The organism is Cupriavidus sp. KK10, from assembly GCF_018223725.1.
GTDB classification, from domain to species: domain Bacteria; phylum Pseudomonadota; class Gammaproteobacteria; order Burkholderiales; family Burkholderiaceae; genus Cupriavidus; species Cupriavidus necator.
Map to the genome: position 1 here is coordinate 5,797,199 of NZ_CP073677.1, position 23,411 is coordinate 5,820,609.

Genomic DNA, 23,411 nt, shown 5'->3' on the forward strand with positions numbered 1-23,411 from the left:
TTATCGCACCGGTGCCTGCAACACCTCCCGTGCGATGCCCGGATGCGGCGGCTACAATACGCGGATGGAAACCCCGGCCATCGCACCCGCCTCCGCCCCCGACACCGCCACCCAGCCGCGTGCCGCCGGCGGACACGGTAACCGCCAGCTCACCCTGGTGCTGGGCGGCGCGCGTTCCGGCAAGAGCCATTACGCCGAACAGCTCGCCACCGACCATGCCACCATCACCGGCGGCCCGGTCACCTACATCGCGACCGCGCACCAGGACCCGGCGCACGCCGACCAGGAGCTCGAGGTCCGCATCGCCCTGCACCGCGCCCGCCGCCCCGCCGACTGGCGCCTGGTGGAAGAACCGGTGCACCTGGCCGATGCGCTCTACGCCAACGCGCGCCACGACGGCTGCATCCTGGTGGATTGCATGACGCTGTGGATGAACAACCTGATCTTCCCCGACGGCCGCACGTATCCTGAGCATGGCGTGATCACGCCGCCGGATGCCTTCACCGAAGAAATCGAAGCGCTGCTCTCCGCGCTGCCCACGCTGCCGGGCCATGTGATCCTGGTCACGAACGAGATCGGCTTCGGCGTGATCCCGATGGGCGCCATCACCCGCTTCTATGTCGATGAACTGGGCCGCCTGAACCAGAAGCTGGCCGCCGCCGCCGACTGCGTGCGGCTGATGGTGGCAGGCATTCCGGTTGCGGTGAAGGGTGCCGATCCCACATGCTGATGCTGGCCTGGCCGGCATGCGTGGCAGCGGCACTGACGGGCGTTCTGCTGGACCGCTGGCTGGGCGAGCCGCGCCGCTGGCATCCGCTGGTGGGCTTCGGCCGCATCGCTGCCGCACTTGAGCGGCGGCTCAACCCCGCGCCGCAGCGCGGTGCGCCCTGGCGCCAGCGCCTTGCCGGTCTCGCCGGCTGGTGTGTGCTGGTGCTGGTGCCGGCAGCGCTCGCATGGTGGCTGGTCGACGCCGCGGCCAGCCTGCACCCGGTTGCCGCCCTGGCGCTGCATGCGGTGGCGCTGTACGCCGCACTCGGCGCGCGCAGCCTGCGCCAGCATATCGCCCCGATCGCCGCCGCCCTTGCCGCGGCAGACCTGCCCGCCGCGCGCGCGCTGACCGCGCGCATCGTCTCGCGCGACACCACCGATGCCGATGCTGAAGCACTGGCCCGTGCCGCCTGTGAGTCGGCACTGGAAAACGGCAACGACGCGGTCTTCGGAGCGCTGTTCTGGTTCCTGGTCGGCGGCGCGCCCGCCGTGATCGTGTTCCGGCTGGCCAATACGCTCGATGCGATGTGGGGCTACCGCACGCCGCGGCTGCTGTATTTCGGCTGGGCCGCGGCGCGCATCGACGACGGGCTCAACCTCGTGCCCGCGCGCCTGACCGCGCTGTCCTATGCGCTGCTCGGCGCCACCGCGCAGGCGCTGCATTGCTGGCGCACGCAGGCCCCGGCATGGTCGAGTCCGAATGCCGGCCCCGTGATGGCCGCGGGCGCCGGTGCGGTGGGCGTGCGGCTCGGCGGCCCGGCGCGCTATCACGGCGAGATCGAGCAACGCCCGCCGCTGGGCGCCGGCCCCGCGCCGCAAGCCGCGCACGTGATGGCGTGCCTGCGGCTGGTCGAGCGCACCTTGTGGCTGTGGCTGGCGTTGGCAGGCGCCAGCGCGCTGGCCGTCCTTGCGGTTGCCAAGCCGACATGAACACCGCCCTGGCCACGATCCGCCACGGCGGCGACCTCCTTGCCGCGGTGCGCCGCTACGGCCGCCCCGCCGGCGACTGGCTCGACCTGTCCACCGGCATCAATCCCGACGGCTATCCGGTGCCGGCGCTGCCTGCGCGAGCGTGGCAACGGCTGCCGCAGGATGACGACGGACTGGCCGAACTGGCCGCACAGGCCTGCGGCGCGCCGCAGGCCTTGCCCGTCGCCGGCTCGCAGGCCGCCATCCGCACGCTGCCGGGTCTGCTGCGCCCGGGCCGCGTGGGCATCGCCGCGCTCGGCTACAGCGAATACGCGCCGGCCTTCGCTGCCGCGGGCCATGCGGTGGCGCCGCTGGATGAAGCGGCTTTCGCGCAAGCGGCGCTGGCCGACGAGCTCGACCATCTCGTCGTCGTGAACCCGAACAACCCGACCGGCCGCATGCTGCCCGCCGCCACGCTGCTGCGCTGGCACGCGAAGCTGGCGGCGCGCGGCGGCACGCTGCTGGTCGATGAAGCCTTTATCGATTGCCTGCCCGATGGCTCGGTAGCCGCGCAAAGCGGCAAGGCCGGCCTGGTGGTGCTGCGCTCGATCGGCAAGTTCTATGGCCTGGCCGGCATCCGCTGCGGCTTCGTACTGGCGCAGCCGGCACTGCTGGACGCGCTGCGCGAGCGCCTGGGCCACTGGACCGTATCGGGCCCGGCACGCGAGGTCGCGCAGCATGCGCTGGCCGACCACGCCTGGCAGGATGCCACCCGCGCGCGGCTGCAAGCATGCGGGGCGAAGCTGGCCGCGCTGCTGGACCGCCATGGCCTGGCGCCGGTGATGCATCCGCTGTTCTGCTGGGTGCCGCATGACGACGCCGCGCGGTTGCACCACGCGCTCGCGCAACAAGGCGTCTGGACCCGCTACTTCGACGCCGCCGGCGGCTGCTCGCCGAGCCTGCGCCTGGGCCTGCCGCCGGACCAGCCACACGCCTGGCAGCGGCTGGACGCGGCACTGGCCGCAGCCACTGCCTGAACCACTTTCCCCGATGCCATGCTGAACCGCCTGACGCCCGTTATCGCTTCCACGCTGCTGCTAGCAGCCCTGCCCGCCGCCGCCGCGGTGTCTGCCGTGGATGACTCAGGCCAGACCGTGACGCTGGCGCAGCCCGCGCGCCGCGTGATCTCGCTGGCGCCGCACGTCACCGAAATGATCTTCGCGGCCGGCGGCGGCGAGCGCATCGTCGGCACGGTCAGCTACAGCGACTACCCGCCGCAGGCGCGCGAGATCGCGCGCGTGGGCGACAACAAGGCGCTGGACCTGGAGCGCATCGCCGCGCTCAAGCCCGACCTGATCGTGGTCTGGCGCCACGGCAATGCGCAGAAGCAGACCGATCGCCTGCGCGCGCTCGGCATCCCGCTGTTCTACAGCGAGCCGCGCAGGCTGGCAGCGATCCCGGAGAACATGGAGAAGCTCGGCACGCTGCTGGGCACCGAAGCCACCGCGCGGCGCGCTGCCGACGGCTTCCGCCAGCAGGTGGAGACTCTGCGCAAGACCTACGCGGCACGCCCGCCGGTGACGGTGTTCTACCAGGTCTGGCAGCAGCCGCTGATGACGCTCAACGGCCAGCACCTGGTCAGCGACATGCTGGCGCTGTGCGGCGGGCGCAACCTGTTCGCGGCCGAGACGCCGCTGGTGCCGACCGTGTCGGTCGAAGCGGTGATCGCGGGCAACCCGGAAGCGATGCTGACCGCTGGCATGGGCGCCACGCGCTCGGACCAGCCGCTGCCGGATTTCGAGATGTGGCGGCGCTGGAAGCAGGTCACGGCGGTGGCGCGCAACAACCTGTTCGTGATCGACGGCGACCTGGTCAACCGCGCCGGTCCGCGCGTGGTGCAAGGTGCCGAGCTGATCTGCAAGGACCTCGACACCGCGCGCAAGCGCCGGCCCGCACGCTGATCAGGCGGCGCGGTTCCACCAGCCGAGCCGGACCCCGCCCGGCCCCAGCGTGAAGCCGCAACTGGCACCGAAGCCCAGCTCCCAGGTGACCGTCGCCGCCAGCGGCACGCCCAGCCAGTGCGCGGCCAGCATGCGCATCGGGCCAGCATGGCCGACCACCCACAGACATTGCGCGCGATCTTCCGCCAGCGTTGCGGCCCAGCCGGCAACCCGCGCCATCGCCTGCGCCGGCGCTTCGCCGCCATGCGGGCGCGCGTGCAGCAGGTCGGCCGCCCACTGGTCGAGCGCGGCGCGGTCGATCGCATCCCAGGCCACGCCCTCCCAGCTGCCGAAGTCGATTTCGCGCAGCCGGGGTTCGGTGTCGATGGCCGGCGCGCCGGCCGATAACGTCTGCACCAGCGCCTGCGCGGTGCCGAGCGCGCGCGCCAGCGGGCTGGCGACAATGCGATCCGGCGTGGGCAGGCCGGCGGCGATCCGTTCCGCCGCAGGCGTCAGGGGCGCCACCAGCGGCAGGTCGAGGCAGCCATAGCAGGTGCCCGCCGGCACCTGCGGCTGCGCATGGCGGATCAGGACCACATCCATGCCGCGGCCACCAGGTAGAGCAGGATCTCGGCGCACTGCTGGGCCATGCCCAGGCAGTCGCCGGTATAGCCGCCGATGCGGCGCACGAAGTAGTGGCCGAGCAGCAGGCGCAGACCCAGCAGCGCGACCACTGCCGTCGCGCAGAACCACGGCGACACCAGCCACAGCGGCACCAGCCCGCACAGCAGCGCGAACGCCAGCCCCGCGCCGGCCAGCTTCTGCGCCACCGGCTTGGCCTTGCCTTCGGGGCGCACATAGGTCAGCGTGGCCAGATAGCTGGCCGCCATCGCGCGGCTGGCGGCGTGCGCGGCGACGATCACCGCCAGCAGCACCATCAACCCGCCGCGCCCCGCAATCGCCACCAGCAACTGCCACTTGAGCAGCAGCGCCACCACCAGCGCGATCGCACCGAACGCGCCGATGCGCGAGTCATGCATGATGCGCAGCACGTCCTCGCGCTGCCACGCACCGCCGAAGGCATCGACGCAATCGGCCAGGCCGTCTTCATGGAAGGCCCCGGTCAGCAGCAGCGTGGCGGCCATGCCCAGCAGCACGGCCACGCCGGGCGGCCACCACAGCATTGCGCCCCAGGTGACCAGCGCGCCCACCCCGCCCACCAGCAGCCCGACCAGCGGGAAGTAGCGCGCGGCGGCGTGCAGGTAATGCGGTTCGAATCCGGCCCAGCGCGCCAGCCAGCCCGGCAGCGGCACGCGCGTGAAGTAGCCCAGCGCGGTCAGGAAATAGCGCAGCTCGCCGGCCACGCCGGCGGGGCTGCGTGGTTCGGGTGCTGGTGCAGGCACCGGGTCGGACGGCACGCTCATGGCGAGGCGGTGCTGACGCCGGCGCCGCTGAAGGTCGCCATTTCGTTCAGGAACGCCGCCGCCGAGGCCAGCAACGGCCACGCCAGCGCGGCGCCCGTGCCCTCGCCCAGGCGCAGGTCCAGCGCCAGCAGCGGCGCGGCGCCGAACTGGTCGAGCAGCGCACGGTGGCCGCGCTCATGCGAGCAGTGCGTGAACACGCAGTACTGCAGCACGTTGGGGTCCAGGCGCTGCGCCACCAGCAGCGCGGCCGTGGCGATAAAGCCATCGACCAGGATCACCATGCGGCTCGCGGCGGCGGCCAGGAAGGCGCCTGCCATCATCGCGATCTCGAAGCCGCCGAAGGTGGCCAGCACCTCCAGCGGCGCCTGCACATCGGCATGCAGCGCCAGCGCGCGCTCCAGCACCTCGCGCTTGCGCGCGAGGCCGGCATCGTCCAGCCCGGTGCCGCGCCCGATGCAGTCTGCCAGCGGCAGGCCGGTCAGCCGCTGCATCAGGCAGGCGGCCGCTGAAGTATTGGCAATGCCCATCTCGCCGAAGCCGATCACGTTGCAGCCCTGCTGCGCATGGCGCAGCACGCGCGCCATGCCGGCCGTCATCGCCGCGGCCGCCTGCGCCGATGTCATCGCCGGCTCCACCGCGAAGTTGCGGGTGCCGTCGGCAATGCGGCAGTTGACCAGGCCCGGTGCCGCCGGCAGCGGCACGCGCACGCCCGCGTCGACGATCTCCAGCGCAATGCCGTGCTGGCGCGAGAACACATTGATCGCCGCGCCGCCAGCCAGGAAGTTCTGAACCATCTGCGCGGTGACCTCGGCCGGATAGGCGCTGACACCGGCGTCGGCCACGCCATGGTCGGCGGCAAACACGATCACCGTCGGGCGCTGCAGCACCGGCCGCGCCGTGCCGAGGATCAGGCCCAGCTGCAGGGCCAGCGATTCCAGCCGGCCCAGTGCGCCGAGCGGCTTGGTCTTGTCGTCGATGGCGGCCTGCAGCACGGGGCGCAGGGCATCGTCGAGGGGAGTGATTTCCGGAAACTGCATGATGCTTTGACCTTGTATTCCAAAAGGATGCGGCTACATTTCAACGCCGCGCTGCGCCTTGATGCCCTGCTGGAAGGCATGCTTGACCGGCGTCATGTCGGTGACGGTGTCGGCCGCCTCCACCAGCGCCGGCGGCGCGCCGCGGCCGGTGATGACCACGTGCTGCATCGGCGGGCGCGCGCGCAGGTCGGCAATGACCTGCTCCACATCAAGATAGTGCAGCTTGAGCGCGATGTTCAGTTCGTCGAACAGCACCAGGCCGATGCCGGGGTCGCGCAGCATGCCGCGCGCCACTTCCCAGGCAGCCTCGGCCTTGGCCACGTCGCGGGCGCGGTCCTGCGTTTCCCAGGTATAGCCCTCACCCATCACGTGGAAGGCGCACTCGTCCGGGAAGCGGCGCAGGAACATCTCTTCGCCGGTGGGCTGCGCGCCCTTGATGAACTGGACCACGCCGGTGCGCATGCCGTGGCCTAGCGCGCGCACCACCATGCCGAAGCCCGAGCTGGACTTGCCCTTGCCATTGCCGGTGGTGATGACGATCACGCCGCGCTCGTCCTGCGCGGCGGCAATTTTGGCGTCGACGATTTCTTTCTTGCGCTCCATGCGCGCCTTGTGGCGGGCATCGCGGTCCGGGTCTTCTGCAGGCGGGTTCTGGGTATCAGTCATGATGTGTGTCGGGTATGGGTGGGGCGGCGCCGTCGGGAATCAGCGCAGTATGCGCGCCGTCGGTGACGCTGACGATGGCGGTGCGCAGCGCGCGCGAGCAGTGTTCAGGGGTCAGCACCTGGGCGGCAGTGCCATGCAGCGTCGTGCCGTCTTCTGCCATCAGCAGGGCGTGGGTGGCGTAGCGCAGCGCCAGCGTCAGGTCGTGCAGGATCACCACGATGGCATGGCGCCCGGCCCGGGCCAGCGCGGCCAGCTGTTCCAGCACCAGGATCTGGTGGCGCAGGTCCAGGTGCGAGACCGGTTCGTCCAGCAGCAGCAGCGGCGCCTGCTGCGCCAGCGCCGCGGCCAGCGAGGCGCGCTGGCGCTCGCCGCCGGACAGGGTCAGCACATCGCGCGCGGCCAGCGCCTCAATATCCATCGCGCGGATCACTTCGTGCACGATGCGGTCGTCCTCGCGCCCGCTCCAGCCCCAGCCGGACAGGTGCGGATGCCGCCCCACGCGCACGGCATCCTGCACCGACATCGAGAAGGTGTCATGCACGGCCTGCGGCAGATAGGCGCGCTGGCGCGCCAGCACCGCCGGCGCGATCTGCGCCGCCGCGGTGCCGTCGATCTCTGCGCTGCCGCCATCGGCGTGGCGCAGGCCGGCCAGCACCGTCATCAGCGTGGACTTGCCGGCACCGTTGGGCCCTGCAATGCACCATAGCTGCCCCGCGCCGATGGTCATCGTCAGGCGATCCACCAGCACGCGCTGTCCGGTGCGCAGCCGCACATCGCGCAGCGCAAGCTGCGGACAGGCGGTGAGCGGATGGGACCAGTGCGGGCCTTGGCTCATCGCGGCCTCCGCAGCAGCAGGTAGAGGAAGGTCGGCACTCCCAGCAGCCCGGTGATCACACCCACCGGCAGCTGCGCGGGCGCAATCACGGTGCGTGCGATCAGGTCGGCGGCCATCAAAAGCGCCCCGCCCAGCAGCGTGGCGGCCGGCAGCAGCAGGCGCTGGTCGTTGCCCCAAGCGAGGCGCACCAGGTGCGGCACCACCAGCCCGACAAAGCCGATCGAGCCGGCCGTGGTGATGGCCGCGGCGATGCACAGCGACGCCAGCAGGAAGGTCGCCAGCCGCACGCGGCCCACGCGCACGCCCAGCGACTGCGCCACGGTCTCGCCCAGCAGCATCACGTTGAGCGCGCGCGCCATCGGCATGGCCAGCAGCAGCGCCACCACCAGCATGGCCAGCGCGCCGCCGTAGGCGGCGGTGCCGCTCAGGTCGCCGGTCAGCCAGAACAGCATGCCGCGCAGGCGCGACTCCGGCGCAATGGAAAGGATCAGGGTAATGACCGCGCCCCAGCCTGCGGCCAGGATCACGCCGGTCAGCAACAGCCGGGCGCCCGCCTCGCGGTGGCCGCCCTGCACCTGCGGATGCAGCAGGTCGCGCCGCGCCAGCGACGCCACCAGCACCATCGCCGCCAGTGCACCGGCGGCGGCGGCGGCCTGCACGCCCCACCACGGCGCCAGCAGCAGCATCGCCAGCAGCGCGGCAGTGGAGGCGCCGCCCGACACGCCCAGCACATAGGGCTCGGCCAGCGGGTTGCGCAGCAGCACCTGCATCAGCGCGCCGGACAGGGCCAGCAGCCCGCCGCAGGCAAACGCCGCTGCCGCGCGCGGCAGCCGCAGTTCGCGCACGATCGCTGCGGCGGTGCCGGTGTCAGTGCCGCTGAACGCAAGCCAGAGCTCGCGCGCATCGAGCGGCACGCTGCCCAGCGCCAGCGACAACGCGAACGCCAGCAGCGCCGCGAGCGCCAGCACCAGCCAGATCGCCAGGGCGCGCCGGAACTCAGACATGGCGCGCCCGTGCGCTCATCGCTGGCGCCAGCCCAGCGTGATGAAGCCCGCGCGCCCCTGGGTGTTGTAGGGGTAGGCGAGCTGGTAATCCTTGTCGAACAGGTTTTCGACGCGGGCGGCGATGAACCATTGCTTGTCGATGTTGTAGCGGGCGTTCAGGTTGACGATACCGTATCCGCCCAGCCGGCGCGAGCCGGCATCCATGCGCGACGACGACACCAGCCATTCGCCGCCGAAGCGCCAGTTGCCGAAATCACGGCCAACATCGAGCGCGGCATGGCGGCGCGCGCGGCGCAGCAGCTGGGTGTTGGTCTGCTCGTCGACCGGGTTCTGGAAGGTCACGCTGGCGCCGAGGTCGGTGCCATACACGCTGGCGCGCCACGATGCCTCGATGCCCTGCACCTTGGCCTTGTTGACGTTCTGCGCCAGGAACATGCCGCTGGGCTGCTGCGCCGACACGATCAGGTCGTCGTAGCGCGTCTCGAAGGCGGTCACGCGCAGCAAACCGGCGCTGGCGGTGGCGTACTGCACGCCGGCCTCGACCGACTTGGCACGTTCGGGCTGCAGGTTCGGCTGGCCGAAGTTGGGGTAGTACAGCTCGTTGAAGGTCGGCGCGCGGAAGGCATTGCTGACGCTGGCGATCAGCTTGAGCGCATCAGTCACGTAGTAACCGTAGCCGGCGCGGAAGCTGCCCTGGTTGCCGAAGTCGGAATAGTGGTCGTTGCGCGCGTTGAGCTGCAGCTGGTGCTGGCCGATGCGCCCGTCATAGCCGCCGAACACCGAGAACACATTGCGCGTGGGCGCGCCGTAGGCGCTGGAGTCCAGCTCCTGCTGCAGGTAGTCGGTGCCGAACAGCAGCGTGTGGTTCGCGGCCAGCGCATACTCGTTCTGCCAGTTGAACTGGCGGTTGCGGGTATTGAAGGTGCCGTTGGGCCTGCCGTTGAGGAAGGTGTCGCTGCGGTCCTCGCTCTGCGACAGCTTGAAGTGGGTGGACCAGTCCGCCCCCACCTTGCCGTTGACGAAGGCCGACAGCGTGTACAGCTCGCTGTTGGTGCGGTTGTCGTCGGTCGGGCGCCCGAAGGCGCTGTCGAACGACAGCTTGCTCTTCGAGTAGTAGCCGGTGAAGCCCGCGTCCCAGTCCGGCGCGAAGCGGTGCTTGACCTGGCCCGACACGCTCTGGTTCTCGTACGGGTTGTCGTTGGGATTGGCGCGCGGCGCCTGCTTCGTGTTGATCGACGAGAAGCCGTCGGTCTTGAACGCCGAGCCGGTCAGGTTGAACGAGGTATCGCCGACCTGGCCGCCATAGCCGACCGTGCCCTGGCGCGTGTTGTTGCTGCCGTACTCCACCTGCGCATTGGCCGCCGGCGCCTGGCCCGCGCCGCTCTTGGTGAAGATCTGCACCACGCCGCCGATGGCGTCCGAGCCGTACAGCGCCGACACATTGCCCCGCACCACCTCGATGCGCTCGATCTGGTCGGGCAGGATATTGGCCAGCTGCGCGGTGCCGCTGCTCACGGACGATACCCGCACGCCGTCGATCAGGATCAGCGTCTGGTTGGAGTTGGCGCCGCGCATGAACAGGGTGGTGTTGCTGCCCATGCCGCCGTTGGTCGAGAACTCCACGCCGGCCTGGTTGCGCAGCAGCGTGCGCAGGTCGGGCGCCTGCGAGTTGACGATGTCCTGCTGCGTCACCACCGTGGTGTGAGGCAGCGCCTCGGTAATGGCTTGCTCGGTACGGGTGGAGGTGACCACCACCGGCGCGAGCTGCGTGGTGTGGCTGTCGGGGCGGCTGCCGGTGCCGCTGTCGGCCGCTTGCGCGAACGAAGTGGCCGGAACCAGGGTGAACGAGGCGATGGCCGCCAGGATGGCGGGCACGGACGGACGCACCGCCGGGGTTGCCGGGCGGGTCGACCTGTGGAGCGATGAACGCATGATGCAGGACTGGATAGGAACGGCCGGGCCCGTTCCCCCGCGGACCATATGGCGATGAGGCGTGCCGCGCACGGGCGGCAACCCGCGTTCAGGCCGGTATCCGGGCTGGCGACACTGGACCGGCGCCTTCCCGAACCTGCGGTTCAGTGGCGTGTGGCCGGTCCTGCGGTGCATGTGGCCGGGAATGGGATCCGGCCTTGCCAGCGGCGTTGCCGGCAGGCTGGCTGTCGGCGATGTCGGAGTCTGGCAGATGCACACCGCGGTCGCTTACCGTTGCGGGGGCAGCACAGGTTGGCCTGTCCGGCGCGCAGCCGGCCCGGCTCCCTGTTTCCCGTTGAACTGCCCTTTCGCCAGGGACGAAAAGGGCGAGCACCTGGAACGTGCGCGAGTCTAGGGCGTTTCGCCCCCCGCGTCAACGCGGCTGCCAGTAGTGCTTTGTCACAACTCTGGTGGCGTTTTAGGTGCAGAAGCCTGCAACTTCCACGCGGGTCGCCGGTCACAAACCCTTTCCTCCGCATTGTGCAAGCCGGCGCATCGGCTAGAATCGCGATACCTGACACTACTCCCATCATGACAGGCCCTATGCTCACCGAACTCGAACAACTGGCCGCCAAGATCGGGCGCGTGCTGCACCATGCGGACACCCTGGCGGCGGAGAACCAGCGGCTGCGCGACGAGATCGCCCGGCTGGAGGGCGAAGCCGCGCAGTTGCGCGGCGAGCGCGAGGCCATGGCCGCCGACCGCGAACTGCTCAATATCAAGATCGAGGAAGCGCAGCTGCGCATCCAGTCCATCCTTGACAAGCTGCCGACTGCCAGCGACACGCGCCAGCTCGACCTGCTCGGCGAAGAGGCTGCGGCGCAGGACGCCGAGCCGCACAAGGCCCCCGGAGAACACGCATGAGCAACAAGCAAGTCGAAGTCAATATCGCCGGCCAGCCCTACCGCTTCGCCATCGCGCCCGAGAACGAGGCCGCGCTGCTCGAAGCCGTGGCCCTGGTCGACACGCAAATGAACAAGCTGCGCAACGGCATCGCGGCCAAGGGCGTGGAGCGCGTGGCAGTCATGGCCGCCATCAGCATCGCCTCGGACCTGCTGTCGATGCAGCGCAAGCAGCAGGCCGAGGGCGCGATCCCGGTCGATGCCATCCGCGCGCGCATCCGCGAACTCAACGACCGCGCCGACGAGGCCCTGCGGCAATATGCGCACGTGGGCACCGGTACGCGCGGCTGAGCGATGACGCAGGGATGTGCTGCGGATGCCGCGCTGTCGCGCAAAATGTAACGATACGCGCGAGTGGACTTGGTATGCCCTGCGACGCGGTGTATAGTGTAGCCAGACTGCACGAGGCACCATAGATGTGCAGCGACAGGCCAGGTTATCGCGCCCGGCCGCCGTTCTTATCCCATCCTAGTCAGAAACGGCAAACGTCTGACATCCCGCACGCGGATCCGGTTTTCCGGGCACGATGATGCGCCTGGAAAGTCAGACGTTTGACAGTTTCCCTGCCTGGTTCGTGAGGGTCATAAACTCCTTGAACCGATATGCATTGCATGGTGCGGGATCATGTCGCGTGGGCGAGCGCGTCATCGCATTCATAGTCTGGGCCTGGCCTGGACTCCCTGAGTGGATGATGTACCCGAAATGCGACTTCCGCAGCCACTCTGAACCTCACTTGGGTTCAGGATGCCGACCCAGCGGCCAAGGCGGGGACCCCTTAAAAAGGCGGTGGTTTTCTGAACCATCGCCTTTTTTCTTGCCTGCGCGTCCGCGTGCACACGCTGTGCACGCGGCGCCCTGATCTGCCTTCCATTCCTGAGCTGCGCCGTGAGCCCGAACCAGAACCAACGCGCCCGCCAGTACTGGCTGATGAAATCAGAACCGGATGAAGCCAGCATCGACGACCTGGCCCGCGAAGGCACGCTGCCCTGGACCGGCGTGCGCAACTACCAGGCGCGCAACTTCATGCGCGACACCATGCAGATCGGCGACGGCGTGCTGTTCTATCACTCGTCGTGCCCGGAGCCCGGCATTGCCGGCCTGGCCGAGGTCTGCTCAGTACCCTACCCCGACCCCACCCAGTTCGACCGCAAGAGCCCGTACTACGATGCCGCATCCAAGGCCGAGGCCCCGCGCTGGCTGCTGGTCGACGTGCGCTTCGAGCGCAAGAGCGCGCTGATCCCGCTGGCCGCATTGCGCGAGCATGAGGAACTGGCCGACATGGTGGTGCTACGTCGCGGCAACCGGCTGTCGATCACGCCGGTGACGCCGGCAGAATGGCGCTTCATCACCGGCAAGCTGATGCGCTGAACGCTGCCCGGCCGGCCCGGGCAAGGCTGATCACAACAACCCTGAAGACACGATGCAGTTCGACAACCTGCCGGTGCTGGTTCCTGCCCTGCTTGCCCTGGGCGCTTTCACCGGCTTCTGCGCCGGGCTGCTCGGCGTCGGCGGCGGCATGATGATGGTGCCCTTCCTGACGCTGCTGTTCACCAGCCTGGGCTTTGCCGACGAGGCCATCGTCCATATGGCGATCGCCACCTCGATGGGCACCATCCTGTTCACCTCATTGTCGTCCGTGCGCGCCCACCACCAGCGCGGCGCGGTGCGCTGGCCGATCGTGCTGGCGCTGGCGCCGGGCATCGTGCTCGGCGGCATGATCGGCGGCGGCAAGGTGTTCGCGGCGCTCAAGACCAGCTGGCTGTCGCTTGCCTTTGCCGGCTTCGTCGGATTTTCCGCGCTGCAGATGCTGCGCAACCGTCGCCCCAAGCCCGGCCGGCAGCTGCCCGGCTTTGCCGGCATGGCAGGCGCGGGCGGCGTGATCGGCTTCCTGTCCAGCCTGGTGGGCGCGGGCGGCGCCTTTGTCTCGGTGCCGTTCATGACCTGGTGCAACGTGCCGATCCACAACGCGGTGGCCACCTCGGCCGCGCTCGGCTTCCCGATCGCCGCGGCCAGCGTGGCCGGCTATGTCTGGAGCGGCTGGCAGATGCCGGGGCTGCCGGCGGGATCGCTCGGCTATCTCTACCTGCCGGCCCTGCTGGTGATCGCCGCGGCCAGCGTGATGACCGCGCCGCTGGGCGCGCGCACCGCGCACCGCATGGATGTGGGCCAGTTGCGCAAGGTCTTTGCCGTGCTGCTGCTGTGCCTGGCAAGCTATATGTTGTGGAAGGCCTGGCGGGCATTCTGACCCGGACGGGGGAGGCGCGCCCGCGCCGGCTTCGCAACAATCGTTTGCAATGTCGCGGAACGATCGGGCACCCGGGCACGTCTGATACCCATCACGTTCGAACAAGAGAACAACATGAAACAATGGCTTGCCGCCACCCTGCTGGGCACCACCGCCATCGTCGCCTCGGCGCACGGTGGCCCCACTGAAACGCCGTCGGGCGTACTGTCGCTGAGCGCGCAGGCAGTCACCGAAGTGCCGACCGATATCGTGCACCTGACGCTTGCCGCGGAGCAGGAAGGCGCTGAACCGGCCGCGATTTCCTCGGGCCTGTCGGCCCGGACCCAGGCCGTCATCACGCAGGCGCGCCGCGTCCAGGGTGTGACCGCCGAGTCGGGCGGCTTCACCATTCACCCGAATACCGACCGCAACGGCCGCATCAGCACCTGGCGCGGGCGTTCCGAAGTCATCCTGAAGTCGCGCGATTTCTCGGCCGTGTCCAAGCTCGCCGGCGAGCTGGCCAGCCAGATGCAGGTGCAGAACATAGCCTTCTCGCTGTCGCGCGAAGCGCGCGAGGCGGCCGAAGCCAAGCTAGCCGAGCAGGCCATCGCCTCGTTCCGCGGCAAGGCGCAGTCGACCACCAAGCTGTTCGGCTACAACAGCTACACCATCCGCGAAGTCAGCCTGAATGAAACCGGCGTGGTGCCGCCGATGCCGCGCATGTACGGTGCTGCCAAGGCCATGATGGCCGACGCTGCGGTGCCGGTGCCGGTTGAGGGCGGCAAGACGCAGGTGACGGTGTCGGTCAACGGCTCCGTGCAGATGCTGAAGTAAGACAGCCGCGCCCTGCGCCATCGCGCAGGGCGCGGCCATCATCACTGCGCTCAGAGCGTCGAGAACTGCTCGCGCAGCACGTTCTTCTGCACCTTGCCCATGGTATTGCGCGGCAGCTCGTCCACCACGTGCACGCGCTTGGGCACCTTGAAGTTGGCAATGTGGCCCTTGAGCGTGCCGATCAGCGCCGCCTCGTCGATTTCCGCACCCGGCTTGCGTACCACCACCGCCACCACCGCCTCGCCGAAATCCGCGTGCGGCACGCCGATCACGGCGCTCTCGGCCACGCCCGGCATCTCGTCGATAAAGCTCTCGATTTCCTTCGGGTAGACGTTGTAGCCGCCCGAGATGATCAGGTCCTTGCTGCGTCCGACGATGGTCAGGTAGTTGTCGGGCACCGCGCGCTCGCCGGCCTGGCTGACAATGGCGCCGCCGAAGCGGCCGACGTCGCCGGTCTTGAACCAGCCGTCCTCCGTGAACTCTTCCCTGGTCTTCTCCGGCATGCGCCAGTAGCCCTTGAACACGTTCGGGCCCTTAACCTCGACATTGCCGATCTCTCCCGGCGCGCACGGCTGGCCCTCGCCATCGACCACGCGCACCGACACGCCCGGCAGCGGCATGCCGACGGTGCCGCCGATGCGCTCGCCCAGCGCGGCATCGTACGGGTTGGACACCAGCATCACGGTCTCGCTCATGCCGTAGCGTTCCAGGATGGTATGGCCGGTGCGCTCGCGGAAGGCATCGAAGGTCTCCAGCAGCAGCGGCGCCGAGCCCGACACGAACAGCCGCATGCGGCGGCAGGTGTCGTCGTCGAAGCGCGGCTCCTGCAGCATGCGCACGTAGTAGGTCGGCACGCCCATCATCACCGTGCAGCGCGGCAGGAATTTCAGCACCTGCGCCATGTCCAGCCTGGGTGCCCAGATCATCTTGGCACCGGCCAGCAGCGCGCCGTGCGAGGCCACGAACAGGCCGTGCACGTGGAAGATCGGCAGCATGTGCAGCAGCACGTCGTCGCTGCGCCAGCCCCAGAATTCATGCAGCGTCTGCGCATTGGAGGCCAGGTTGCGGTGCGTCAGCATCGCGCCCTTGCTGCGGCCGGTGGTACCGGAGGTGTAGAGAATGGCGGCAAGGTCGTCATCCTGGCGTGCGACCGTCTCGAAGGCATCCGACTTGCCCGCGGCACGCGACAGCAGCGAGCCGCTGCGGTCGTCGTCCAGCGTGAAGACGTGGTTGACGCCGTGGCGGAACGCCACCTTGGACACCCAGCCGAAATTCTTGCTGCTGCACACCACCACCGACGGCTCGGCATTGCCGACAAAGTAGTCGATCTCTGCCTCCTGGTAGGCGGTGTTCAGCGGCAGGTAGACGTAGCCGGCGCGCAGCGTGGCCAGGTACAGGAACAGCGCTTCGGGGGACTTCTCCACCTGCACGGCAACGCGAGCGCCTTCGGGCAGTTGCAGCGAGGCCAGCAGGCTGGCCAGCTTGGCAGTGGCGCGGTCAAGGTCGTCCCAGCTGTAGTACAGCCCGTCATGCGTCTCGATGCAGCAGGCGGTGCGGTCGGCGGGGAAGCGGGATTCGAACAGGGCGAACAGGTTGGCGTTCATGTCGGGGATCGAACGAAAGGCTAAGGAAAACGAAGAAAACAATCGCGCGTGGAAGCAGTCATGGCGGCGTGCCCTACTCCCCACGGAACTGCGGTGGCCGGCGCGCGAGGAAGGCGGCCACCCCTTCCGCGTGGTCCGCGCCTGCGGCGTAGGCAAAATGCGCGTCCAGCTCGGCGGGCGACAGCGGTGCCGGCAGCGGCGCCAGCCGGCGGATGGTGGCCTTGTTGATGCGGGCGGCGACGGGCGCGCCCGCGGCTATGCGGCGCACCGTGGCATCGACCTCCGCGGCCAGCGCGCCGGGCTCGACCACGCGGGTCAGCAGCCCTTTGTCGCGCGCCTCGGCGGCGTCGAAGACCCGGCCTTCCAGCAGGATCTCCAGCGCGGCGGCGCGGCCCGCCAGCGCCAGCAGGCCCTGCAGTTCGCCGGGCGCCATCGGGAAGCCCAGGCGGTTGATCGGCACGCCGAAGCGGCTGTCCGAGGCGGCGATGCGCAGGTCGCAGTGGCTGGCGATTTCCAGCCCGCCGCCCACGCAGACGCCTTCAATCATCGCCACGGTGGGGTGCGTGCATTGCGCCACCGCCGCCAGTGCCGGCGCGATGGTAGCCATGTGATAGTGGCGCACCGCGGCCTCGTCGGCGCGCTCTGCCGGGAACTCGGCGATGTCGGCGCCGGCGGCAAAGTTGCCGTCGGCACCGCGCACCACCACGCAGCGCAGTGAAGTATCGGCGGACAGGCGCGCAAAGCCCTCGGCCAGCTCGCGCCACATCTGCGCGGAAATGGCGTTGAGCTTGCCCGCGTGCGACAGCGTCACGGTGGCGGTGGTGCCCTGCGTGGCAAACAATACGGTGCCGCTCATCGCCGCGCCCCCTTGCATCGGATCAGCGTTGACATGGCGCCCCGTCAGTCGATCTTGGCGCCGGACTGCTGCACCACCTGCGCCCAGCGGCGAATCTCGGCGTGCAGGAACTGCGCGAACTGCTCCTGCGTAAACGCCGGCGTCTCGGAGCCGTTGTTAAGCCAGACCTGCTTGAGCTCAGGCGTGTTCAGCGCCTTCTCGGTCTCTGCGTACAGGCGGTCGACGATCTCCTTGGGCGTGCCCTTGGGCACCCACAACGCATACCAGGTCGACACGTCATAGTTGGGCACGCCCGCCTCGGCCGCGGTCGGCACGTTGGGGAACGCCGCCGAGCGCTTGCTCGAAGCCACCGCCAGCGCCTTGATGCGGCCCGCGCGGATATGCTGCGCCGACGAGCCCAGGCCGTCGAACATCAGGTCGACCTGGCCCGCGATCAGGTCGGACAGCGCCGGGCCCGCGCCCTTGTAGGGGATGTGGGTGATGAAGGTCTTGGTCTGGAGCTTGAACAGCTCGCCCGCCAGGTGGTGCGACGAGCCGTTGCCGGCCGAACCGTAGTTCAGCTTGCCGGGATTGGCCTTGGCGTAGGCAATCAGCTCCTGCAGCGTGTTGGCCTTGACACGGTTGGGATTGACCACCACCACTTGCGGCGGCTGCGCGATCACCGTGACCGGGATGAAGTCCTTCTCGATGTCGTAGTCCAGCTTCTTGTAGAACGACGGCGCAATCGCGTGGTGCGCGCCGCCGATGAACACCGTGTAGCCGTCCGGCGCGGCCTTGGCCGCAATGCTGGCGCCGACCGTGCCGCCGGCGCCGCCGCGGTTGTCGATCACGAACTGCTTGCCGAGTTGCTTGGACAACTGCGCGGTCAGCGGCCGTGCAAAGGCGTCGGTGCCACCGCCGGCGGGAAACGGCACGATCACGGTGACGGGCTTGGACGGCCAGGTGTCGGCATGCGCGGCGGGTGCGGCGAGCATTGCGCCGGCGCCGAGGCCGGCCAGGCCCAGGGCCATGCCCGTTGCGCGCGCGCACGCGGCCAGGCTGAACTGACGACGATTCATGGGTTGTCTCCTCTCTCTTCTGCGGAAAGTCAATCTGATGGCCGCGCGACACCGCCGCGGCGCGAAGTTACTGCATGGGTCCCGACAAAGAAATGCGGCGCGTCGGGCGCCGCGGGTACCAGGGCCTGTGCCGTGACCGGACCAGGGTCACAGCAGCTTCCCGACGCTACGGCTGATGCGCGGGTTGCCGGCGCCCAGGCGTGCCAGATTGTCGTCCAGCGCCTCGGGCACGTAAAGATAGTTGACCATCATGCCGCAGCTCTGGCTGCGGCCTTTGCGCGACAGGTCGGCGCCCCAGTTCAGCCGCTCCACGCAGGCCCCGTTGCCCAGGTGGAAGCGCGCCACCGGGTCGGCCGGCATCGACTGGTTGCGTTCGCGCACCAGGAAATGCGCGGCCAGGGTCATGGCGGTATCGCGGATCACGGTATCGGCGGCGTCCGGCACCAGCGCCTCCAGCCACCCGGCGCCGTCCGCGGGCGCCTTGTCGTGGCGCTCGCTCCAGCGCGCCAGGCGCTTGTCGCCCAGCACGCGCGCAATGGCATCGCCATCCTGCTTGCGCAGCCAGTCGGCAAACCCGGGGATCGGCGAGAGCGTGGCGAACTGATTCACTTTTGGAAATTCACGCTGGACTTCCTCGATCACGCGCTTGAGCAGGAAGTTGCCGAAGCTCACGCCGCGCAGGCCCGCCTGCGTATTGCTGATCGAATAGAAGATGGCCCACTTGACGCGGCGCAGGTCTTCCAGCGGCGCGGCCTCATCCAGCAATGTATGGACATTGGCCGCCATCTCCGGCGCGAATGCCACCTCGACAAAGATCAGCGGCTCGCGCGGGATGCGCGGGTGGAAGAACGCATAGCAGCGGCGGTCGGAATCGAGGCGGTTGCGCAGGTCGGTCCATGAGGCGATCTCATGCACGGCCTCGTAGCGGATCAGCTTCTCCAGCAGCGATGCCGGCGAATCCCAGGTGATCGGCTGCAGCTCCAGCAGGCCCACGTCGAACCAGTTGGAGAACAGCGCCTCGAGGTCTTCGTCAAGCGGGCGCAGGCCCGGCATGCGGCGCTGCCAGCGCAGCATGTCGGCGCGCAGCTGGATCAGGAAGTGCAGGCCGCAGGCGCTGTTGCCGCGCTGGCCATGCAGCGCGGCCAGCCGCTTGAAGAAACGGATGCGCGCATTGGACAGGGCCTGGGCCAGGCCCGAAGGCCCGGCCTGCGCGCGGGCGGCGCGCGCGCCCTTGTCGCCGTCGGCCCCGGCGTCTTCACTGCCCTTGCCGCCGCTGCTGCTGGCGACTTCGGCCAGCACCGCCAGCATGCCGCGCCGGGTGGCCTCGCCGGCGGCTTCATACTCGGCCTGCCACGCGTGCGCGGCGGCATTGGCGGCGCCATCGGTCAGGCGCGCGTCGAAGCAAAGCCGCAGCTGCTCGCGCTGGCGGCGCACCGCGCGCGGCGGCAGCGGCGCCTCGCCGTCGGCCGGCGTGGCGGCGGCGGCCTTGGCGCTGGCCTTGGCGTCGCCCTCGCCCTTGCGTCCCCACCAGCGGCCCAGCCGCGACAGGAACTTGGAACCTGCCGGCTCGCTTTCGCCCAGCGGCGCACTGATCTTCTGGTCACCCGTGTCGAAGGAATTCATGCGGTACCTGCCTTGATGCATCGATCGGAACGTAGGAAAAACATCGGACTGGGGTGGCGGCCGCGGCTACTCTTCGCCGCCGGCCACGCGCAGCACCGGCGGCGCGCGCACGGCCTGGGTCTCTGCCGCCCCGGCGGTGGCACCGGCATCCAGCGTCTTGAGCGCCGCGCGCTGGCGCAGCAGATGGGTCTTCATCATCGCCTCGGCGCCTTCGGGGTCGCGGGCCTTGAGCGCGGCGAACACGGACAGGTGCTCGGCGCAGGATTCCTGGATCCGGCCCGGCAGCTTCAGGCTTTTGTGGCGCGACAGCCGCAGCACCTTGCGCAGGTCGCTGATCAGGCCCGACAGCCAGCGGTTGCCGGCCAGCCGCTGGATCGATTCGTGGATCTGGAAGTTGGTTTCGTAATAGGCATCGATGTCGCCCGCCTGCGCGTAGCGCGCCAGGTCGGCATGCAGGCCGTCCAGCGCGTCCAGGTCGGCGCGGGTCGCGTTGCGCGCGGCCTCATAGGCGCAGCGCCCTTCCAGCAGTGCCATCAGCGGGAAAATCTCGTCCAGGTCCTGCTCGGACAGTTCATTGACGAAGCAGCCGCGGCGCGGCTCCAGCCGCACCAGGCCTTCGGCGGCCAGCACCTTGAGCGCCTCGCGCAGCGGCGTGCGCGAGATGCCCAGCGTTTCGGCCATCGCGCTCTCGTCGATCCATGCGCCGGGCACCAGCGTATGCGCGTCGATCATGGCGCGCAGCCGGTCTGCCACTTCCAGGTACAACGCCTGCTGGACGATGCGCATGCTTCCCCCAGGGTCGGATGGCGTGACCGATGCGTCCCGGCCACGATCTGGCATCGGTCAGGGTAGATGCGCCCCGTTAGCCATAATTCATAATTATGGATTAGGACGCGAACGATACAAGGGATTTCGATGCTGCGCTGCAAACAAGCCGGAGCGATTGGTGTCTGATGTTGACCGGCGAGGTGCGGTCTGTGAGGTGCGGCGTGGGTACGGTATGAGGTGCGGCGGGCGTTTCCATGCCTCCCTGCAAGGAAACGCCCGCGCCTGAAAATACTGCAGCACTGCTTTTCATCGTCGGCGGGTACTTTCAAAAGTATCCACCGCGTGGGTCCATGGATTGCCGGCGCTGGCCCTGCGCCCCCCTTTTGAAACGCGCTTGACGCGCGGATTTTCCCGTCGCCCTGGCTGTACGTGAAGTGCCGGCAAGTGCGGCCTGTCAGCCGTCACTCCCTCCCTGGCACTTCCGTTGGCGGCTGTGGCGTGCCGCTCATCTTTGTAACAATCAAGATAGCGATTTACGTGCCAGCAGGACTAAGTCCCTGATTTCATTGGCAACACGCATTCGGAAGTTGTTACAGAATACGTCTAGTGTAACAGAATGTTTCTAGAGTGTTACGAGGGTTTTCCCACATTTTTTTTTACGCCTGCCCGCCTGGCGGCAATGGCATATGCAGATTGTGCCGTGGTCGCTATTTATCAGTGCGAGAATGTGAGCGCATCGCCGCAAATGCCCGATCTAAAGTGGTTGCATTCCTGAAACTGCGGTCAAGGCCGCAATCCTGACTGTCGCTTTCCACACACACTGGAGCCCCGCCATGCAAGCTGGCAGCGATTTCACCCTGGCCGGCACTCCGGCAAACGAAGCGCCGGTGCCTGCCGAGCCGCGCTACGCCGTGCCGCGCCCGCTGGGCCTGTCCTTTACCGGATCGGGTTCGGAATACTTCCGTATCTGGATCGTCAATGCGCTGCTGACCATCGTCACCTTCGGCATCTATTCGGCCTGGGCCAAGGTGCGCACGCTGCAGTATTTCTATCGCAACACGCGGCTCGACGGCGCGAGTTTTGACTACCACGGCAAGCCGTCCGCGATCCTGAAGGGCCGCGCCATCGTGTTCGCGCTGGTGTTCGCCTTCCAGCTCGCCTCGACGGTCTCGCCCTTCCTTGCACTGGCGATGCTGGTGGCGCTGCTGGCGGTGTTCCCCCTGTTGCTGGTGCGCTCGTTGCGTTTCCGCATGGCGAATTCCAGCTACCGCGGCCTGCGCTTCGCCTTCACCGGCGGCGATGCCGAGGCCTACAAGGTGTTCGTGCTGTGGCCGCTGGCCGCGGTGGCCACGCTGGGCCTGCTGGGGCCGCTGGCGCACCAGCGCTTCAAGCGCTACCAGCACAACCACACCCGCTTCGGCACCGCACCGTTTGCCTTCCACGCCGGCGCGGGCGATTTCTACGGCGTTTACCTGCGTGCCTTCGGCATGATGGTCGCGCTGGTGGCGGCCGCGGCGCTGGCCGGATTCGCGCTGGGCGCGACCGCATCGGGCAAGGCGGGCGTGGTGCTGTCGTTCAGCATCGGCGTGGGCGGCTTCTACCTGGCGCTGCTGGCCGTCAGCCCTTACGTGATGGCGCGCTTGCAGAATGTCGTGTGGAGCCACACCACGCTGGCGCCGCATGCGTTCCGCAGCGAGGTGGGGGCCGGCCGCATGGTCTTTATCTTCGTCACCAACCTGATCGCCATCGCGCTGACGCTGGGCCTGTACCTGCCGTTCGCGCGGGTGCGTTCGGCGCGCTACCGGCTCGAATGCGTAACCATGCTGGCGGCGGGCCCGCTCGACACCTTCGTGGCCGGCGAGGCGCAGCAAGTGGGTGCACTGGGCGATGCGGCGGTAGACTGGTACGACATCGACATCGCGCTCTGAGCGCGCCGTGCGCTGACCCGGCCCGCACCATGATCCCTGTCACCTTCTTCGACGGCCGCTCGTCGCGCGCGCATCCGGCCACGCTGGCCGTTGAGGCGCAGCAGGCCGTGCTGCGCGACGACTCCGGCGCCGAACTGCGGCGCGCGCCGCTGTCGGACGTGCGCGTGTCCGAGCGCGTGCGCCGCGCGCCGCGGCTGGTCACCTTTGCCGACGGCGCCTTCTGCGAGATCACCGACCACGCCGCCTTCGACCACATGCTGGCCGCGACCGGCCATCGCGACAGCCTGGTGGCGCGCGCGCAGAACAGCTGGCGCCTGGCCGGCCTGGCCGTGGCGGCACTGGTGGCGGTGCTGGTGCTGGGCTATTACGTGCTGCTGCCGTGGGGCGCCGGCATGCTGGCGCGCGCGGTGCCGCCCGAGGTGGAGGCCCATCTCGGCAAGCTGACGCTGGCGAGCCTGGACAACGGCATGGTCAAGCCGACGCAGCTGCCGCCCGCGGAGCAGCAACGCATCCGCTCGGGCTTCGCGGCGCTGAAGCGGCCGCGCGATGCCGGCCACGATTACCAGATCCTGTTCCGCCAGGGCGGCGAGATCGGCGCCAATGCGCTGGCGCTGCCGGGCGGCACCATCGTGGTCACCGACGAGCTGGTCAGCCTGGCCGGCACCGGCGCCGGCATGATGGGCGTGCTGGCCCACGAAGCCGGCCATATCGCCAACCGGCACGGCTTGCAGCAGGTGATACAGGGGTCGGCGCTGGCGTCGCTGTCGGCCTACCTGTTCGGGGATATCTCGACGGTGCTGGCCGGGGTGCCGGCCGCGATCCTGACGCTGCGCTATTCACGCGACCAAGAGCGCGAGGCCGATGCCTTTGCGATCGAGGTCATGCAGCGCAACGGCCTGCCGCCCGCGGCACTGGCCGATGTGCTGGTCAGGCTGGACCACCGGCGCGGAGCGGCGTCGGACGCCGAGCCGGAACGCAGCCAGGACTTCATGTCGACCCACCCGCAAACCCAGGCGCGCATCGACGCCTTGCGCCGCGCCGGCAAATAGCGCGGACCGGA

At 69.0% G+C, this 23,411-nt stretch carries 23 protein-coding genes, 1 other RNA gene and 1 riboswitch; of the genes, 12 read left to right on the forward strand and 12 right to left on the reverse strand.

From position 1 onward, the window contains the following. Window positions 1-34 precede the first annotated feature (34 nt). Genes cobU through KB879_RS27025 form a run of 4 tightly spaced genes read left to right on the forward strand, consistent with a single transcriptional unit; the run spans window position 35 to window position 3,638 of the window. A complete protein-coding gene (gene cobU, locus KB879_RS27010) occupies window positions 35-730 on the forward strand; it encodes a bifunctional adenosylcobinamide kinase/adenosylcobinamide-phosphate guanylyltransferase (RefSeq protein ID WP_041228453.1) in 696 nt (231 codons plus the stop codon). Beyond that, window positions 724-1,698 carry an adenosylcobinamide-phosphate synthase CbiB gene (gene cbiB / locus KB879_RS27015; RefSeq protein ID WP_013957799.1) on the forward strand — a complete coding sequence of 325 codons (975 nt, stop codon included), beginning with the start codon at window positions 724-726 and terminating at the stop codon, window positions 1,696-1,698. The genes cobU and cbiB overlap by 7 nt, the downstream gene beginning before the upstream one ends. After that, window positions 1,695-2,714, forward strand: coding sequence for a threonine-phosphate decarboxylase CobD (cobD, locus tag KB879_RS27020; RefSeq protein WP_211980178.1), 1,020 nt, complete (start codon window positions 1,695-1,697; stop codon window positions 2,712-2,714). Before cbiB ends, cobD begins: the two co-directional genes overlap by 4 nt. 18 nt (window positions 2,715-2,732) lie before the next feature. Then, window positions 2,733-3,638, forward strand: a complete 906-nt coding sequence (locus tag KB879_RS27025; RefSeq protein ID WP_211980179.1) for a cobalamin-binding protein — start codon at window positions 2,733-2,735, stop codon at window positions 3,636-3,638. Here the strand turns inward: KB879_RS27025 and KB879_RS27030 are convergent, their stop codons facing one another. Genes KB879_RS27030 through KB879_RS27060 form a run of 7 tightly spaced genes read right to left on the reverse strand, consistent with a single transcriptional unit; the run spans window position 3,639 to window position 10,515 of the window. After that, window positions 3,639-4,220, reverse strand: a complete 582-nt coding sequence (locus tag KB879_RS27030; RefSeq protein ID WP_211980180.1) for a histidine phosphatase family protein — start codon at window positions 4,218-4,220, stop codon at window positions 3,639-3,641. Continuing rightward, a complete protein-coding gene (locus KB879_RS27035) occupies window positions 4,205-5,041 on the reverse strand; it encodes an adenosylcobinamide-GDP ribazoletransferase (protein ID WP_211980181.1) in 837 nt (278 codons plus the stop codon). Before KB879_RS27035 ends, KB879_RS27030 begins: the two co-directional genes overlap by 16 nt. Next, on the reverse strand, window positions 5,038-6,078 hold the full coding sequence (gene cobT / locus KB879_RS27040) for a nicotinate-nucleotide--dimethylbenzimidazole phosphoribosyltransferase (protein WP_211980182.1): 1,041 nt from the start codon (window positions 6,076-6,078) through the stop codon (window positions 5,038-5,040). Before cobT ends, KB879_RS27035 begins: the two co-directional genes overlap by 4 nt. A gap of 33 nt (window positions 6,079-6,111) precedes the next feature. Further along, on the reverse strand, window positions 6,112-6,744 hold the full coding sequence (gene cobO, locus KB879_RS27045) for a cob(I)yrinic acid a,c-diamide adenosyltransferase (protein ID WP_035823511.1): 633 nt from the start codon (window positions 6,742-6,744) through the stop codon (window positions 6,112-6,114). Next, window positions 6,737-7,579 (reverse strand): ABC transporter ATP-binding protein, encoded by an 843-nt coding sequence (locus tag KB879_RS27050; protein WP_211980183.1) that lies wholly within the window; start codon window positions 7,577-7,579, stop codon window positions 6,737-6,739. Before KB879_RS27050 ends, cobO begins: the two co-directional genes overlap by 8 nt. Beyond that, window positions 7,576-8,583: an iron ABC transporter permease gene (locus KB879_RS27055; protein ID WP_211980184.1), complete on the reverse strand. Its 1,008-nt coding sequence runs from the start codon at window positions 8,581-8,583 to the stop codon at window positions 7,576-7,578. Before KB879_RS27055 ends, KB879_RS27050 begins: the two co-directional genes overlap by 4 nt. Before the next feature lie 15 nt (window positions 8,584-8,598). After that, window positions 8,599-10,515 (reverse strand): TonB-dependent receptor domain-containing protein, encoded by a 1,917-nt coding sequence (locus KB879_RS27060; RefSeq protein WP_211980185.1) that lies wholly within the window; start codon window positions 10,513-10,515, stop codon window positions 8,599-8,601. 73 nt (window positions 10,516-10,588) lie between these two features. Next, a riboswitch (cobalamin riboswitch) is annotated at window positions 10,589-10,907 on the reverse strand. Window positions 10,908-11,097: 190 nt separating this feature from the next. Between KB879_RS27060 and KB879_RS27065 the strand changes: the two genes are divergently transcribed. The 6 genes from KB879_RS27065 (at window position 11,098) to KB879_RS27090 (ending at window position 14,514) form a co-directional block, all read left to right on the forward strand. Next, entirely contained in the window at window positions 11,098-11,418 is a 321-nt protein-coding gene (locus tag KB879_RS27065) for a hypothetical protein (RefSeq protein ID WP_010814920.1), read from the forward strand. Next, window positions 11,415-11,747, forward strand: a complete 333-nt coding sequence (locus KB879_RS27070) for a cell division protein ZapA (RefSeq protein WP_010814921.1) — start codon at window positions 11,415-11,417, stop codon at window positions 11,745-11,747. The genes KB879_RS27065 and KB879_RS27070 overlap by 4 nt, the downstream gene beginning before the upstream one ends. Window positions 11,748-12,013: 266 nt before the next feature. After that, a non-coding RNA gene (gene ssrS / locus KB879_RS27075) (6S RNA) lies at window positions 12,014-12,231 on the forward strand. A gap of 110 nt (window positions 12,232-12,341) precedes the next feature. Then, window positions 12,342-12,824, forward strand: coding sequence for an EVE domain-containing protein (locus tag KB879_RS27080; protein WP_035823523.1), 483 nt, complete (start codon window positions 12,342-12,344; stop codon window positions 12,822-12,824). 52 nt (window positions 12,825-12,876) lie between these two features. After that, on the forward strand, window positions 12,877-13,701 hold the full coding sequence (locus KB879_RS27085) for a sulfite exporter TauE/SafE family protein (protein ID WP_114132884.1): 825 nt from the start codon (window positions 12,877-12,879) through the stop codon (window positions 13,699-13,701). Window positions 13,702-13,815: 114 nt separating this feature from the next. Then, entirely contained in the window at window positions 13,816-14,514 is a 699-nt protein-coding gene (locus tag KB879_RS27090) for an SIMPL domain-containing protein (protein ID WP_013957811.1), read from the forward strand. A gap of 50 nt (window positions 14,515-14,564) precedes the next feature. On the opposite strand, the gene KB879_RS27095 is transcribed toward KB879_RS27090, so the two are convergent. The 5 genes from KB879_RS27095 to KB879_RS27115 form a co-directional block, all read right to left on the reverse strand. Further along, on the reverse strand, window positions 14,565-16,118 hold the full coding sequence (locus KB879_RS27095) for a malonyl-CoA synthase (protein WP_013957812.1): 1,554 nt from the start codon (window positions 16,116-16,118) through the stop codon (window positions 14,565-14,567). 73 nt (window positions 16,119-16,191) lie between these two features. Further along, complete coding sequence (locus tag KB879_RS27100) at window positions 16,192-16,974, reverse strand: enoyl-CoA hydratase/isomerase family protein (RefSeq protein ID WP_211980186.1); 783 nt, start codon at window positions 16,972-16,974, stop codon at window positions 16,192-16,194. A 44-nt stretch (window positions 16,975-17,018) separates the two neighbouring features. Then, window positions 17,019-18,032 carry a tripartite tricarboxylate transporter substrate binding protein gene (locus KB879_RS27105; RefSeq protein ID WP_114132880.1) on the reverse strand — a complete coding sequence of 338 codons (1,014 nt, stop codon included), beginning with the start codon at window positions 18,030-18,032 and terminating at the stop codon, window positions 17,019-17,021. 147 nt (window positions 18,033-18,179) lie between these two features. Beyond that, window positions 18,180-19,655 carry a malonyl-CoA decarboxylase domain-containing protein gene (locus tag KB879_RS27110; RefSeq protein WP_211980187.1) on the reverse strand — a complete coding sequence of 492 codons (1,476 nt, stop codon included), beginning with the start codon at window positions 19,653-19,655 and terminating at the stop codon, window positions 18,180-18,182. Between the two features lie 66 nt (window positions 19,656-19,721). Then, window positions 19,722-20,441, reverse strand: a complete 720-nt coding sequence (locus KB879_RS27115; RefSeq protein WP_211980188.1) for a GntR family transcriptional regulator — start codon at window positions 20,439-20,441, stop codon at window positions 19,722-19,724. Window positions 20,442-21,256: 815 nt separating this feature from the next. Here KB879_RS27115 and KB879_RS27120 point away from each other — a divergent pair. Continuing rightward, complete coding sequence (locus KB879_RS27120) at window positions 21,257-22,351, forward strand: YjgN family protein (RefSeq protein WP_013957817.1); 1,095 nt, start codon at window positions 21,257-21,259, stop codon at window positions 22,349-22,351. A gap of 29 nt (window positions 22,352-22,380) precedes the next feature. Next, a complete protein-coding gene (locus KB879_RS27125) occupies window positions 22,381-23,400 on the forward strand; it encodes a M48 family metallopeptidase (protein WP_211980189.1) in 1,020 nt (339 codons plus the stop codon). Window positions 23,401-23,411 lie beyond the last annotated feature (11 nt).